Source organism: Pelagibacterium halotolerans B2, from assembly GCF_000230555.1.
GTDB classification, from domain to species: domain Bacteria; phylum Pseudomonadota; class Alphaproteobacteria; order Rhizobiales; family Devosiaceae; genus Pelagibacterium; species Pelagibacterium halotolerans.
Genome location: NC_016078.1, coordinates 3,195,235 through 3,208,646, shown reverse-complemented (window position 1 = coordinate 3,208,646; position 13,412 = coordinate 3,195,235). Strand labels below are relative to the sequence as shown.

Here is a 13,412-nt window from a genome sequence, read left to right as displayed (position 1 = left end):
ACAGGGCCGGGCAGACTGTGGTTAACGCAAAGTTGATGGTACAATCGGGCCCGCGAGTAGGGTTCGGGTATGGGCGTGTTTGAAGTTTTGCGTTTCGGTCTCAAGCGCGGCGGCATGGGTATCGCCGATCGGTGCGTAACCCATCCGCTGTTTTCCTGGACATGGTCGGGGGCGGGCGAAATCCGTTTCGTGCCCCGCCTTGCCGAATTCCGGCCTGCCGATTCCCAGACCATTATCGAGATGATGGAGGGCAAATATCTGCTCGCCGGCCGCATGGTGGAAACCTATGGCGCCTCGCCCTTTGCCCTTGAGAGCGATTTCGACGACTGGTTTGCCGATCTGCACGGCTTTGGCTGGCTGCGGCATTTTTCCGCCGTTACCGATCCCGGCCAGCGCGCCTTTGCCCGCACGCTGGTGCTCGACTGGGTCGGACGGTTCGGGGAGTTCGATGCCGAAGCCTGGGATCTGTTCATCACGGCGCGGCGGGTGCTCAACTGGCTCAAATCGCTCTCGCTGCTGTCTGAAGGCGCCACGCCCGACCAGAGCCGGGCCATCTTGCGCTCGCTCTCGATCCAGGTGCAATCGCTCAAGGTGCGCGCGCCGCTGGTTTACGGCCCGGTCACACGGCTCATGGTGGAAATCGCCCTTGTGGGCGCGGCGTTGAGCGAAGCCGAGGAAGCCAGAGACCTTTCCGCCCATGTCGCCAGCCTGCAGGCCCTGCTCGAAACCGTGCTCGACGATGACGGGCTGGTGAAAAACCGCAATCCCTTCACCCAGATCCAGATCCTTTCGGAAATCATTCCCGTCAATCAGGCTCTCGGCCAGCGTCACGGTCACATGGCGGCGGCCATCGGCCCGCGCATCGAGGCCATGCACCGGGCGCTCGAAAAGCTTGTGCTCGGAACGCGCGAGCCGGTCTATGCCAATGGCTGCGGGCAGGTGCCGGTCGAACTGGTGCTGGCCATCACCGCCCAGTCGGGCGTGCGCGGCTCGGGTTCGGGGTTGTGCGGCGGTTATGGCATTGTGGTCGATGGTCCGGGAAAGCTGGTCGCCGATTCAGGTCTGGTCCCGCCCCTGGCCTTCGCACGCGACGCCCATGCGGGAGCGCTGAGCTTTGAATATGCCAACGGATCGACGCTCGTGGTGGGCAATTGCGGTCCGGCCCCGGCCGGCTTGTCCGACAGCGGCAATCTGTTTCGCCACACATCGGCCCACAGCGCGCCGACCATCGACGACATCTCGAGCGCGCGCATCGGCGGCGGCACCATGACGGGCAATGCCCTTCGCCCGCGCGGTCCCGAGCCCATCATGGCGCTCGACGGGGCCGAGAATACGCTCGAGCTGACCACGGGCGCTTACCGCGACCGCTACGGGCTCGATATCGTGCGGCGCCTTACTCTTATGGGCGGGGGGCAGACGCTTGTGGGGCAGGATCGGTTTATTGCGGCGGGAAACCGGTCCCGCCAGCAGGGTGCCTTCACCATCCGCTTCCATCTCGCCCCCGGCGTCGCTTTGGAGCGCTCAAGCGGGGAGGCGCTGTTTCGGATGACCTACCGCAATGGCGAGGTCTGGGCGTTCCTCTGGGAGGGTGCCGAGGCCGATATCGACGACAGCGTGCGCCATTCGGCCCATTTCGGGCTCAACCGGACGCGACAGATTGTCCTGCACGGCCCGGCGCGGTCCGATACGGACGTCGCCTGGGTCTTTACGCGGCAGTCTTAGGGTCCTGAGCCTAAATCTTGATGGTTCCCGTTTGGGAAAAACCGTGATAGGCCCGCGCCCAACTTCCCAAACCAACAGACATACGGCAGGACTTCCCATGGCTCATGCGGGTGCAACCAAGGTCAAAAGGGCGCTGCTCTCGGTCTCGGACAAGACCGGCATCATCGAATTTGCAACCTCGCTGGTTGCGCTCGGCGTCGAGATCGTTTCGACCGGCGGCACCCGCAAGGCGCTGGCCGAGGCCGGGCTGCCGGTGATCGACATTTCCGAGGTGACCGGTTTCCCCGAAATCATGGATGGACGGGTCAAGACGCTCCACCCCAAGGTGCATGGCGGCCTGCTCGGCATCCGCGGCAATGACGCGCACAAATCGGCAATGCGTATCCACGACATCTCGCCCATCGATCTTTTGGTCGTGAATCTTTATCCCTTCGCCCAGACCGTCGCCAAGGGTGGCGATTATGACGAGATCATCGAAAACATCGACATCGGCGGCCCCGCCATGATCCGCGCCGCCGCCAAGAACCATGGCGATGTCACCGTGATCGTCGATCCCGACGACTACCTCGACGTTCTGGCAGCGCTCAAGGAGCGCGGCGAAGTCGCCTATGATGCGCGCCAGAAATACGCCGCCAAGGCCTATGCCCGCACCGCGGCCTATGATGCGGGGGTTTCCAACTGGTTCGCAAAAACCCTCGATCTGCCCGATCTCACCTGGCGGTGCTTTTCGGGCAAATTACGCGAAGTGATGCGCTACGGGGAAAACCCGCATCAATGGGCGGCGTTCTATGCCGATGGCTCCAATCGCCCCGGCGTTGCCACTGCCACCCAGATCCAGGGCAAGCAGCTCTCGTTCAACAATATCAACGATACCGACGCCGCGTTCGAAGTGGTCGCCGAATTCGATCCTGAAAAGGCCGCCGCCGTCGCCATTATCAAGCACGCCAATCCGTGCGGGGTGGGGCAGGGCGCAACGCTGACCGAAGCTTATCTCTCGGCGCTCAAATGCGATCCGGTCTCGGCATTCGGCGGCATCGTGGCGCTCAACCGCCCGCTCGACGAGGACGCGGCCAAAGAGATCGTGAAACTCTTCACCGAAGTGATCATCGCGCCGGGCGCCAGCGACGACGCCATTGCGGTCATCGAATCCAAGAAAAATCTCCGCCTGCTGGTCACCGACGGTCTGCCCGATGCCAAGGCCGAAGGGCTCACCGTCCGCTCGGTCGCCGGCGGTCTTCTCGTCCAGACCCGCGACAACAAGAACGCCGATGATTGCGAGCTCAAGGTCGTGACCAAGCGCGCGCCCAGTGAGCAGGAAATGGCCGACCTTCTGGTCGCCGCCAAGGTCGCCAAGCACGTCAAGTCCAACGCCATCGTCTATGTCAAGGACGGCGCCACGGTCGGCATCGGCGCCGGCCAGATGTCCCGAGTCGATTCGGCCCGCATCGCGCACAAGAAATCAAAGGACGCCGCCAAGGCTGCCAAGGAAAAAGGCGCGTTGACCGAAGGCTCGGTCGTTGCGTCCGATGCCTTCTTCCCCTTCGCCGACGGTTTGGAAGCCTTGGTCGAAGCCGGCGCCACCGCCGTCATCCAGCCGGGCGGCTCGGTCCGCGACGAAGAGGTCATCGCCGCCGCCGACAAGGCGGGCCTGGCCATGGTCTTCACCGGCATGCGGCATTTCCGGCACTGATCTTCTGTCTCGCGGCGCGGCGAACGGTCGCCGGGGTCCTCGCTGCGCTCGTCGGGCCGGTCTCGACCGTCAGGTGAATTACTGCTGACATACCCCCATTTGTCACCCTGGGCTTGGGTGGCTTGACCCGGGAACCAGTAACCGGCGGCGCCAGCGGCTCTTCTGTTGACGCTGAGTGTACCAGGCCCCGGCTCAAGGCCGGGGTGACCAAGGGGTGGTAGCTGGGTCGGGGAACCGAGCCAACCGCAAAACCTTGTGGAGCAATCGGTCCGTCAAGCCCTCACCGCCTGCGGGCCGCTCATGCGCCCGGACTGACCGGCACCTGTCTGGGCTTCATTTTTGCCACCGTCAGAATGAGCCCGATGAAAATCAGGACGCCGCCCGCCACATCGGCTCCATAAATCGGTTCGCCCAGGATCAAAACGCCCGAGGAAATCCCCGCGATGGGGACCAGAAGGGTAAAGGGTGCCACCGTGGCCGCCGAATGGCGCGATAAAAGTCCCGACCACATGGTGAACCCGAACAGTGTGGCCGGATAGGCAAGGAAGGCGACAAGCATCACCGCGTTCCAGCTCGGCGGATCGATATAGGACAAGATGGCCGGGCCGCCCTCGAAAGCAAACGAGAGGGCAAACAGCGGCACCGAACCCAAGAGATTGCCCCACGCCACGAAGGGCAGCATGGGGATCGAGCCGGCAAGTTTGGAGATATTGTTGGCGATGCCCCAACTGAGCGCCGCCAGCATCAGAATGCCCAAAGGCAGCAACTGCCCGCCGGTCCCATGCCCCCAGGCAATGACCCCGATACCCCCGAACGCCACCAGACCGCCCACGATCTGGAGCCGGCGCGGCACCTCGCCGAAAACGAAAAACGCTATCGCGATTGTAAACATCGCCTGCACCTGCAGCGCCAGCGAAGCCAGCGATGCCGAAAGGCCCAGAAACAGGGTGAGATTGAGCAGCGCATAAAGCGAGCAGGCCATGAACAGCCCGTATCCGCCAACCAAAAGCCAGGGCGCTTTGGGCCGGGGAATGAAGAACACGACAGGGATTGCGGCAAAAAAGAACCGCAGCGCCGCCGAGAGCAGCGGCGGCAATTCGGCAATGCTCAGTTTGATGACCGTAAAATTGAACCCCCAGATCGCAACGACCACGAGGGCGATCAGGATGTCGCGCAAAGGCATGGGGGAGACTCGCAGGAAGAAGGGCGGGAGGATGTGCTCTAACGCAATGGCGCGGGGCTGTCATCCTGCAGCGAACGGCAATCGAAGTGAGAAGCAGGAAAGCAAGCCCCCCTCCCCCGCCGCTTCGCGTCGACCTCTCCCCCCAGGGAGAGGTAAGAATACCGCAAACGCCGTGAATCACCTCTCCCTTAGAGCCAAGGATTTGATTGAATCAAATCCTTGGCTCTAAACCCCTGTTTTGTCGCGTGTCCGAACCGCAAAACCGTTTCCATCCCCGATCGCGTCGAGGACATGCTTTTGCTGGGCACGCTCTAGGCTGAATCGACATTCATCGCATCCAGAGCAGAGCGGCTGCGATCTGCAGGAAGCCGAGGAAGTGGGCTGCGCGCCGGTCGAAGCGTGTGGCGATGCGGCGGAAGTGCTTTAGCTTGTTGAAGCATCGCTCGACGGTGTTTCGCATCTTGTAGGCTTCGAAGTCGTAGACGATGAGCTGTTTTCGGGTCGGGTTGCACGGGATCACCGCCTCGGCCCCCATCGCCGCGACCATCGCTCTGATGGCGTTGGAGTCGTAGGCTTTGTCGGCCAGAACACGGCGCGGCGACAGACCTCCGAGAAGCGCCGGGGCGAGCGGCGCGTCACCGCGCTGGCCCGGCGTCAGGATCAGCTTTAGCGGACGGCCCAGAGCGTCGACCGCCATGTGGATCTTGGTGGTCAGTCCTCCTCGGGAACGCCCCAGAGCCTGGTCCCCCCTTTTTGGCCGCCGCCCTTGCCGGTGGCCGCCTGCTGGTGAGCGCGCACAAGGCTGGAGTCCAGGCTGACATACTCATTGTCCGGATCACGGATCAGATGCGTGAACACGCGCTCCCACACGCCGGCCTTGGCCCAGCGGGTGAACCTCTTGTGGACCGTCTTCCACTTGCCGTACCGCTCGGGAAGATCGTGCCAGTGCGCCCCGGATCGCAAAACCCAAAGCACGCCGTTCACGAAGGTCAGGTTGTCAGCGCCCGATCGCCCCGGATCGCCGGGCTTGCCAGGAAGCAAGTCCTTGATCCGGTCCCACTGCTCGGGGCTCAGTTCGTAGCGCTTCGGTCGCGACATGGCGGGGCTCCAGAAAACGAATCTGGAGCCCTATGAATCACACGTCGCCTGCCTTCGTGAACCCCTGAATGTCGATTGACCCTAGGGGGAGAGGTCGGCTGTGCAACAGCCGGGTGAGGGGGCCTTCCCGAAAAATCAGCGCGGCGCGATCTCCACGTCCTCATAACCCGGAGCGGTGCCCCAGGCGTTGATCGTGGTGCTGGAGCGCAGGCCGTGGATCTGGAAGGGGTCCTCGGCGATGATCTTTTCGACCTCGGCTCTGGTCTCGGCCTCGAAAATCCACAGCCCGCCCACCGGGCTGCCGCCCGGTTCGGCGCGCATGGCGCCGGCCAGCAGGATCTCGCCCTTGTATTTGCGCAGATAGGCCTGGTGCGCGGCCGTGTGTTCGGCACGGATATCCGCGCCGTCTTCACGATCGGTGAAAAGAGCTGCCCAGCGCATCACGCGGCCTGCTTGTTCATCAGGCCGCGCGAAATCAGCGTTTCGGCGATCTGGATCGTGTTGAGCGCGGCGCCCTTGCGCAGATTGTCCGAAACCACCCACATGGCCAGACCGTTTTCGACAGTGGCGTCCTCGCGGATGCGGCTGACATAGGTCGCGTCTTCGCCCTTGGCTTCGACGGGCGTGGCGTAACCACCATTCTCGCGCTTGTCGAGCACCACCACGCCCGGCGCCTCGCGCAGCGCGTCGCGCGCCTCGTCGGGCGTGATGGGCTTGGCGAACTCCATGTTGACCGCTTCCGAATGCCCCACGAACACCGGCACGCGCACGGCGGTGCACGTCACCTTGATCCTGGAATCGAGCATCTTTTTGGTTTCGGCCAGAACCTTCCACTCTTCCTTGGTGTAGCCATCCTCCATGAACACATCGATGTGCGGGATGACGTTGAAGGCGATCTGCTTGGTGAACTTGGCAGGGGTGGGCGTATCGTTGACGAAAATGCCCTTGGTCTGGTTCCAGAGTTCGTCCATGGCATCCTTGCCGCCGCCCGAAACCGACTGGTAGGTCGAAACCACGATGCGGGTCAGCGTCGCCAGGTCGTGCAGCGGCTTGAGCGCCACGACGAGCTGGGCCGTCGAGCAATTGGGATTGGCGATGATGTTCTTGCGGTCGTTTTTCGCCATATACGCATCGAGAACGCCGGCATTGACTTCCGGCACGATCAGCGGAACGTCCTCGTGATAGCGGAAGGCCGAGGAATTATCGATGACGATGGCGCCGGTCGCACCGATCTTTGGCGCCCAGTGCTTGGAAATGTCGCCGCCGGCACTCATCAGAACGAAATCGGTGCCGGTGAAATCGAAATCATCGAGGTTCTTGCACTTGAGAACCTTGTCCCCGAAGCTCACTTCGCGCCCGACCGAGCGCGAGGATGCCAGCGGCACCAATTCGTCGACCGGAAAATTGCGCTCGGCGAGAATGTCGAGCATTTCGCGGCCCACATTGCCCGTGGCACCGACGATTGCAACCTTGTAACCCATGATATTTCTTATCCTTTCACCCCACCTCCCGCGCCGCGGGGTTGAGCCCGCTCGGCCAGTATGGCTTTTGCCGCCCTCCCCGCCGGGAGGAGCTGGCCCGGGGAGTGCGTCAAGCGGTTTTGGTGGTGGTTTTGAGTGCGAACGGTCTTGTTCCGGCGCGATGGCCGGTCCTATCGAGCAGCGCTGTCATGGGCGAAAATGCCATGGAAAAGGGCTCCTGCCGTTCGGGACCAGCTTCATACGCGGTTCTCGGCGTTTTGCCAAGGTCGAGGCGAACGGCAAAAGGCCCCGCCGCGAGCGGCAGGGCCTTCCAGCGCCAAGGGAGACGCGGTCTATCAGTTGGGGACGAGCACCGAATCGACGACGTGGATCACGCCGTTCGACTGGTTGACGTCGGCGATGGTCACCCGCGCCGCGTTGCGGTTCTCATCGACCACGATCAACGAACCCCCGATCATCTGGAAGCCCAGCGTGTCGCCGGAAACCGTTGCCAGGCCGACTGCGCCGCCATTGGCCTCGACAAGCGCCACGAGATCGGCGGCCGAATAATCGCCGGCAAGAACGTGGGCCGTCAGAACCTTTTGCAGCATTTCGAGGTTTTGCGGCTCGAGCAGCGTATCCACGGTGCCGGCGGGCAGAGCGCCGAACGCGGCGTTGGTCGGGGCGAATACGGTGAAAGGGCCCGGGCCCTGAAGCGTATCGACAAGGCCGGCCGCCTGCACGGCGGCAACGAGCGTTGTGTGATCGGCGGAATTGACGGCGTTTTCGATGATGTTCATTTCAGGCGACATCGGCGCGCCACCGACCATGGGATTGTCCTGGGCGAAAATGGCACTGGAGGCGCCGAACGAGACGGCGACACCGAGCGCAAGCGCGGAAACGAATTTGAGCATGATGATCCCCCCTTTTGGGAACGATTGAGCATCGGCCCCATTGGCCGTGCTGACAGGGGGAATTACGGGTGTTTGCGCAAAAGAGTTTCAGCCTGCCGATGCGGCGCGGGATCAGAACTTGACGCCGACCATGAGGCCCAGATTGGACAGCCCCTCATTGGGCGAGCAGAGTTCGAGATTGGAGATGTGCTCGTAGCGCAGCGTGACCGTGACATTGTCACTGACATTGGCCCCGATGCCGGCCGCGTCGTAGAAATTGAACGAACAGCCGAAATTGCGGGCCGGCCGGGTGGCGCCGGACAAGGCGCCGTCGGTGATCGCGGCGCCAAAGCCAAGCTCGAGATAGAGCGGGGTGTCGAACACGGGGATCTGCCAGTTGAGATTGGCGTGGATGAGGTTTTCGCGGCCTTTGAGATTGAGGGTCGCGCCAATCTCGGGCCGGGGCGAGCCGATCCAGCGGAACGCCTCGATATCGGGCGATGTGAAAAGGGCCGAGAACTTGACGTTTTCGAGCCGCGTAAAATCCCAATTGTCGCCGGTGGGCAGGAAGCCGCTATAGGCCGAGTGATAAAAGACGCCGGCCCGCAATTCATCGAGTGCGATATCCTGGGCGGCAACCGGGCTGGCGATCATCAGCGCGCCGAGCGCGGCTATCACAGATTTACGCATGACAACTCCAAAACCCCGTTTTGCGCCCCTGCGCCGGGCGCCATCGTTCCGCCTGGAACAGGACGCCCCCGATTCCCGTTCTCCGGCACCACCAACGGAGACTTACCATCATGTCGATTTCTTCGCTACAGGATCTGTTCATCCACACGCTTCAGGACGTCTATTTCGCCGAGAACCTGATCGTGAGAAAACTCCCCACAATGGTCAAGGAAGCCGGCGCCGCTCCGCTCAAGAAGGCCTTCGAGGAGCATCTGGAGGAAACCAGGACCCATGTCAGCCGCCTCGACGCCGTGTTCAAGATTCTCGGTGAAAAACCCGAGGCCGAGGAGTGCCCGGCCATCGAAGGGATCATCGAGGAGGCCGAGGAGCTGATCGGGGAAATTTCCAACGCCAAGACCAAGGATGCAGCGCTGATCGCCGCCGGCCAGGCCGTCGAGCATTACGAGATCACCCGCTACGGCACGCTGGTCTCCTGGGCCAAGGAACTGGGGCACGAAGAGGTTCTGGCCCATCTGCGCGAGACGTTGGCCGAGGAAAAAGACGCAGACAACAAGCTGATGCGGCTGGGCGAAGACCAGCTCAACCAGAAAGCGGCGTAAGCTTTCTCAAATAAATCGCAAAATACCGATAAAGGCGCGCTTGAACCTGAGCGCGCCTTCTCCCATCTTGGCAAAATGACTTTGCCCCCGCTTTCCATCCAGGACCTTGCGCCGATCTCGCAAGGCTATTCCACCCAAGAGGCGCTCGCCAAAACACTCGATCTGGCCCGGCTGGGCGACGAGATGGGGTTTGTGCGCCTCTGGTACGCCGAACATCACGGCATGGCTTCGATCGCCTCATCGGCCCCCGACATATTGATCGCCCACGCGGCCGCGCACACAAAGCGCATCAATGTCGGCGCAGGCGGGGTGATGCTGCCCAACCACGTTCCGTTGCGGGTCGTTGAAACCTATCGCACCCTCGAGGGGCTCTATCCCGGCCGCATCGATCTGGGGATCGGGCGGGCCGGCGGCTCGGACGGGCTGACCCTGCGCGCCCTGCGCTCGACCAATGGCGAGGATTTCCCGCACGAATTCGCCGAGATGCTGGCCTATGAGCGCGGCGGGTTCCCCGACGATCACCCGCTGGCGCGCGTCAAGGTGGTGCCCGCTGAAATCGCCCTGCCCCCGATCTGGCTTTTGGGGTCCTCGGGCGCGTCGGCGCAGATGGCCGGGCAATATGGCATCGGCTATGCGTTCGCATCGCACTTTTCCCCCACCCCGGTCGGACCGGCCTTCGACGCCTATCGCCGCAGCTTCAGGCCGTCGGACCAGTTTGCCACCCCGCACGCCATCCTGTGCGTCGCGGTGATCTGCGCCCCGACCGACGAGGAGGCCAAACACCTTTCGAAATCGATGGAACTGACCTGGCTGCGCCTGCGCGCCAACGACCCGCAAAAGATCGCACCGCCCGAGGAGTCCGACGCCTATCCCTGGACCGAACAGGAACGGGCTTTTGTCGAGACGCAATCCAACCTCTGGATCGTGGGGAGCCCCGAAACGGTGAAGGCGAAAATCGCCGAGAAGGTGGTTGAAACCAATGCCGACGAGGTCATGGTTTCAACAACCATCCACGATTATGACAAGCGGCTGGAAAGCTACCGGCTGCTCAAGCAGATCTGGGATGCATGAGTGGGCGTGCGGGCACGCTCATGACCGCGGCGCGGCCGTCGAGCCGCGCACGCTCAATTCGATTTCGAGATATTCCTGAACCGGCTTGGCCTGCGGGTTGAGGATGGCGTTGACGGCACGCCGGCCGAGCTCGGTTATCGGCTGGCTGATGGTGGTCAGGGGCGGCTCGGAGAGCGCGGCCTCGGGCACGCCGTCAAAGCCGACAACCGAGACATCGCCCGGAACGGCGTAGCCGTGACGGCGTAGCCAGGTCATCGCCTCCAATGCGATCCTGTCCGATTGAGCCAGAATGGCTGTAGGCTTCTCTTCAAGCGAAAAAATATATTCGAGCCCGGCCGCAACGGTCTCAGCGTCGTTGAGCGTATTGTAGATCGGTACGGTCGCGACATCGATGCCGGCGCCCGTCAGGACTTCGAAATAGCCCCGCAGGCGCTCCCGGGGCGCGGGGTAGATCGCTGTCTCCACGTCGGCGAGGCCGGCGGGTCCCGCTCGTCCACTTTCAAACTCGAGAGCAAGGACTGCGAACCGCCTGTGCCCGAGATCGACAAGATGATGGGCCGCCAGCCGCGCACCCGCGACATTGTCGATCCCGATAATGGAGATGGACTCGTCGGTTTCGCCAAAGGCCAGAGCAACGAAGGGCAGCTTGCGCTCGCGCGAATGGGCAATCAGCCTGTCCGCACCGACAAGGCAGAACAGGATGAACCCATCGACAAGCGCGTTGTGCATGTTCCAGGCAAGAGCTTCGTCCGGGATTGCCGAAACGAGCGAGATGCCCGTACCGTTGGCGTCGCATGCCTCGGTTATCCCCTGCATGAGGGTACGCGCAAACGGGTCCTCGAAAAAATAGCCAAGCTGCTCGGACGTTGCCACGCCAATGGCATTGACCTTGCCCGCCCGCAACAGCCGTCCCTTGGGGTCGGGCCCGCCATAGCCGAGCCTTTCGGCAGCCAGTCTGACCTGCTCGCGCACCTCGGCGCGCACCAGTTGCGGTCGGTTGAAGACATTGGACACCGTCCCCTGCGAGACCCCGGCGGCCCTCGCCACGTCGGACAGCCTGGCGTCCTTGCCCTTACCCATTCCTCGTCCTTTGCCGCAACATTCTGACGAAATCACTATCGCGCATGGATTGAACCGATTCAAGTTTTGCTTGACTCGGAGCCATGCAGCATCCAGTCTTGAATCGATTCAATTTCTGTTTCGTCCGAGGATTGAATCGATTCATTATGTCTGTCGGAGTGATGTCCAATGGCGATTCCCAACCTTGTGAAACTTCTGACGCCCCACGTCTGGACCGGGCCCATCGCGTTGCGCGTTCCCGCACCCGATTTCGGTCTCCTCACCAGATGGATGGACCATCAAAAGCATCTGTTCGAACTGGCCCGCCTGGCGCGTCATCATCCACGGCTCCTAGAGGATGCCGGCTTGGACCCCGAAGAGGTGCGCGCCGCCCTCAAGGGCACCTGGCATGAGGTCGGCACCCACCAACGCCCTCACGATGGGCTTTAGACGAAGGTTTCCAAGACCGTGATTGCGGTAGGCGGCGAAGGCGCTAACGGCTGCTCAAGGGGATTTGGGAGGCTTAGCAAGAGCGTTTCCAGAATAAGTGGATACCACTTATTCGGTTCGGAAACGCGCCAAATCAGGGACTTAGAGCAATTGAAGCGATTCGAAGAAGAGCGGAAATGCTCTAGCGACAGGGCGCGCGGTGCCGTTCCCTCTCGCACCGCTGTCATTCCGGCCCTGAGCCGGGATCCAGTACCCCCAGCACTTCAGCCGATGCCGTGCGGCGGCCATCCAATCCGCCGACTTTGCCGCTTGCGGGGTCCCGGCTCAAGGCCGGGATGACAGCGTGGCGGTTAACGGCTGGCTCTACCCCAGCTTCGCGATGATCGCGTCGCCCATTTCGCTGGTGGTCACCTTGCGGCAGCCGGTCTGCATGATGTCGCCGGTGCGCAAGCCGTCTTCGAGGACGTCGGAAATCGCCGTTTCCAGTTTGCCTGCCAGATCGACCATGCCGAACGAATAGCGCAGCGCCATGGCGAAGGACGCGAACATGGCGATGGGGTTGGCGATGCCCTGCCCGGCGATATCGGGGGCCGAGCCGTGCACGGGCTCGTACAGCGCCTTGCGCTTGCCGGTGGCGGGATCGGGAGCGCCCAGCGAGGCCGAGGGCAGCATGCCCAGCGAGCCGGTCAGCATGGCGGCGGCGTCCGAGAGAATATCGCCGAAGAGGTTATCGGTGACCATCACGTCGAACTGTTTGGGATTGCGCACGAGCTGCATGGCGGCGTTATCGGCAAGGATATGGTGCAGATCGATTTCGGGATAATCCCGGCCCGCCTGCTTGACCACCTCGTCCCACAACACGCCCGACTTCATGACGTTCTTCTTGTCGGCCGAATGGACCTTTTTGCCGCGCGTCATGGCCAGATCGAAAGCGACGCGGGCGATACGGTCGATCTCATAGCTCTCGTAAACCTGGGTGTCGACGGCACGCTTCTGGCCATTGCCCAGATCGGTGATTTCCTTGGGTTCGCCGAAATAGACCCCGCCGGTCAATTCGCGCACGATCAGGATATCGAGCCCTTCGACCAGTTCCTTTTTGAGCGAGGAGGCATCGGCGAGCGCCGAATAGCAGATGGCAGGGCGCAGATTGGCGAACAGGCCCAGATCCTTGCGCAGGCGCAACAGCCCCGCCTCGGGGCGCACATCATAGGGCACGTCGTCCCATTTCGGCCCGCCCACCGCGCCAAAGATCACCGCATCGGCGGCCAGCGCCTTGCCCATATCCTCTTCGGAAATGGCCACCCCGTGCGCATCATAGGCGCAGCCGCCGACAAGGCCCTTGTCATAGGCGAAATCGGTCGCGCCGCTGCCATTGAGATGGGCGATGAGCTTTTCGACCTCGGCCATGATCTCGGTGCCGATGCCGTCGCCGGGGAGGAGGAAAAGGGTGTTGGAGGCCATGGAGCGGTTTAAACCTTTCGGATTTTAAGGGTTCTG

Annotated in this window: 12 protein-coding genes and 1 pseudogene; 5 read left to right on the top strand and 8 right to left on the bottom strand. The window is 62.5% G+C overall.

Annotated elements, in window-relative coordinates; genetic code table 11:
* Positions 1 to 69 precede the first annotated feature (69 nt).
* The gene (locus KKY_RS15710) at positions 70 to 1,722 is read left to right on the top strand and encodes a heparinase II/III family protein (RefSeq protein WP_014132357.1); all 1,653 of its coding nucleotides are present in this window, start codon (positions 70 to 72) and stop codon (positions 1,720 to 1,722) included.
* A gap of 97 nt (positions 1,723 to 1,819) precedes the next feature.
* A complete protein-coding gene (gene purH / locus KKY_RS15705) occupies positions 1,820 to 3,412 on the top strand; it encodes a bifunctional phosphoribosylaminoimidazolecarboxamide formyltransferase/IMP cyclohydrolase (protein WP_014132356.1) in 1,593 nt (530 codons plus the stop codon).
* 298 nt (positions 3,413 to 3,710) lie between these two features.
* Here the strand turns inward: purH and KKY_RS15700 are convergent, their stop codons facing one another.
* The 6 genes and pseudogenes from KKY_RS15700 to KKY_RS15670 all read right to left on the bottom strand — a co-directional run bounded on the left by KKY_RS15700 (position 3,711) and on the right by KKY_RS15670 (position 8,736).
* Positions 3,711 to 4,595 carry an EamA family transporter gene (locus tag KKY_RS15700; protein ID WP_014132355.1) on the bottom strand — a complete coding sequence of 295 codons (885 nt, stop codon included), beginning with the start codon at positions 4,593 to 4,595 and terminating at the stop codon, positions 3,711 to 3,713.
* A gap of 328 nt (positions 4,596 to 4,923) precedes the next feature.
* Positions 4,924 to 5,693, bottom strand: a pseudogene (locus tag KKY_RS20130) (IS5 family transposase).
* 135 nt (positions 5,694 to 5,828) lie between these two features.
* Positions 5,829 to 6,134, bottom strand: coding sequence for a YciI family protein (locus KKY_RS15685; protein ID WP_014132354.1), 306 nt, complete (start codon positions 6,132 to 6,134; stop codon positions 5,829 to 5,831).
* Positions 6,134 to 7,174 carry an aspartate-semialdehyde dehydrogenase gene (locus KKY_RS15680; RefSeq protein ID WP_014132353.1) on the bottom strand — a complete coding sequence of 347 codons (1,041 nt, stop codon included), beginning with the start codon at positions 7,172 to 7,174 and terminating at the stop codon, positions 6,134 to 6,136. Before KKY_RS15680 ends, KKY_RS15685 begins: the two co-directional genes overlap by 1 nt.
* Before the next feature lie 335 nt (positions 7,175 to 7,509).
* On the bottom strand, positions 7,510 to 8,067 hold the full coding sequence (locus KKY_RS15675; protein WP_014132352.1) for a fasciclin domain-containing protein: 558 nt from the start codon (positions 8,065 to 8,067) through the stop codon (positions 7,510 to 7,512).
* Positions 8,068 to 8,178: 111 nt separating this feature from the next.
* The gene (locus tag KKY_RS15670; RefSeq protein WP_014132351.1) at positions 8,179 to 8,736 is read right to left on the bottom strand and encodes an acyloxyacyl hydrolase; all 558 of its coding nucleotides are present in this window, start codon (positions 8,734 to 8,736) and stop codon (positions 8,179 to 8,181) included.
* 110 nt (positions 8,737 to 8,846) lie between these two features.
* Here KKY_RS15670 and KKY_RS15665 point away from each other — a divergent pair, with 110 nt between their 5' ends.
* A complete protein-coding gene (locus tag KKY_RS15665) occupies positions 8,847 to 9,335 on the top strand; it encodes a YciE/YciF ferroxidase family protein (protein WP_014132350.1) in 489 nt (162 codons plus the stop codon).
* Positions 9,336 to 9,410: 75 nt separating this feature from the next.
* Positions 9,411 to 10,406 carry an LLM class flavin-dependent oxidoreductase gene (locus KKY_RS15660; RefSeq protein WP_014132349.1) on the top strand — a complete coding sequence of 332 codons (996 nt, stop codon included), beginning with the start codon at positions 9,411 to 9,413 and terminating at the stop codon, positions 10,404 to 10,406.
* 18 nt (positions 10,407 to 10,424) lie between these two features.
* On the opposite strand, the gene KKY_RS15655 is transcribed toward KKY_RS15660, so the two are convergent.
* A complete protein-coding gene (locus KKY_RS15655; RefSeq protein ID WP_014132348.1) occupies positions 10,425 to 11,486 on the bottom strand; it encodes a LacI family DNA-binding transcriptional regulator in 1,062 nt (353 codons plus the stop codon).
* A gap of 168 nt (positions 11,487 to 11,654) precedes the next feature.
* On the opposite strand from KKY_RS15655, the gene KKY_RS15650 reads away from it, so the two are divergent.
* Positions 11,655 to 11,915, top strand: a complete 261-nt coding sequence (locus tag KKY_RS15650; protein WP_014132347.1) for a hypothetical protein — start codon at positions 11,655 to 11,657, stop codon at positions 11,913 to 11,915.
* A 363-nt stretch (positions 11,916 to 12,278) separates the two neighbouring features.
* Here KKY_RS15650 and leuB read toward each other — a convergent pair whose 3' ends face one another.
* Positions 12,279 to 13,376, bottom strand: coding sequence for a 3-isopropylmalate dehydrogenase (gene leuB, locus KKY_RS15645; protein ID WP_014132346.1), 1,098 nt, complete (start codon positions 13,374 to 13,376; stop codon positions 12,279 to 12,281).
* Between the last annotated feature and the right edge of the window lie 36 nt (positions 13,377 to 13,412).

Excerpts from the sequence above, each read along its gene's own strand:
- KKY_RS15710 (WP_014132357.1), top strand. The coding sequence starts at position 70 with ATGGGCGTGTTTGAAGTTTTGCGTTTCGGTCTCAAGCGCGGCGGCATG.
- purH (WP_014132356.1), top strand. The coding sequence starts at position 1,820 with ATGGCTCATGCGGGTGCAACCAAGGTCAAAAGGGCGCTGCTCTCGGTC.
- KKY_RS15700 (WP_014132355.1), bottom strand. The coding sequence starts at position 4,595 with ATGCCTTTGCGCGACATCCTGATCGCCCTCGTGGTCGTTGCGATCTGG.
- KKY_RS15685 (WP_014132354.1), bottom strand. The coding sequence starts at position 6,134 with ATGCGCTGGGCAGCTCTTTTCACCGATCGTGAAGACGGCGCGGATATC.
- KKY_RS15680 (WP_014132353.1), bottom strand. The coding sequence starts at position 7,174 with ATGGGTTACAAGGTTGCAATCGTCGGTGCCACGGGCAATGTGGGCCGC.
- KKY_RS15675 (WP_014132352.1), bottom strand. The coding sequence starts at position 8,067 with ATGCTCAAATTCGTTTCCGCGCTTGCGCTCGGTGTCGCCGTCTCGTTC.
- KKY_RS15670 (WP_014132351.1), bottom strand. The coding sequence starts at position 8,736 with ATGCGTAAATCTGTGATAGCCGCGCTCGGCGCGCTGATGATCGCCAGC.
- KKY_RS15665 (WP_014132350.1), top strand. The coding sequence starts at position 8,847 with ATGTCGATTTCTTCGCTACAGGATCTGTTCATCCACACGCTTCAGGAC.
- KKY_RS15660 (WP_014132349.1), top strand. The coding sequence starts at position 9,411 with ATGACTTTGCCCCCGCTTTCCATCCAGGACCTTGCGCCGATCTCGCAA.
- KKY_RS15655 (WP_014132348.1), bottom strand. The coding sequence starts at position 11,486 with ATGGGTAAGGGCAAGGACGCCAGGCTGTCCGACGTGGCGAGGGCCGCC.
- KKY_RS15650 (WP_014132347.1), top strand. The coding sequence starts at position 11,655 with ATGGCGATTCCCAACCTTGTGAAACTTCTGACGCCCCACGTCTGGACC.
- leuB (WP_014132346.1), bottom strand. The coding sequence starts at position 13,376 with ATGGCCTCCAACACCCTTTTCCTCCTCCCCGGCGACGGCATCGGCACC.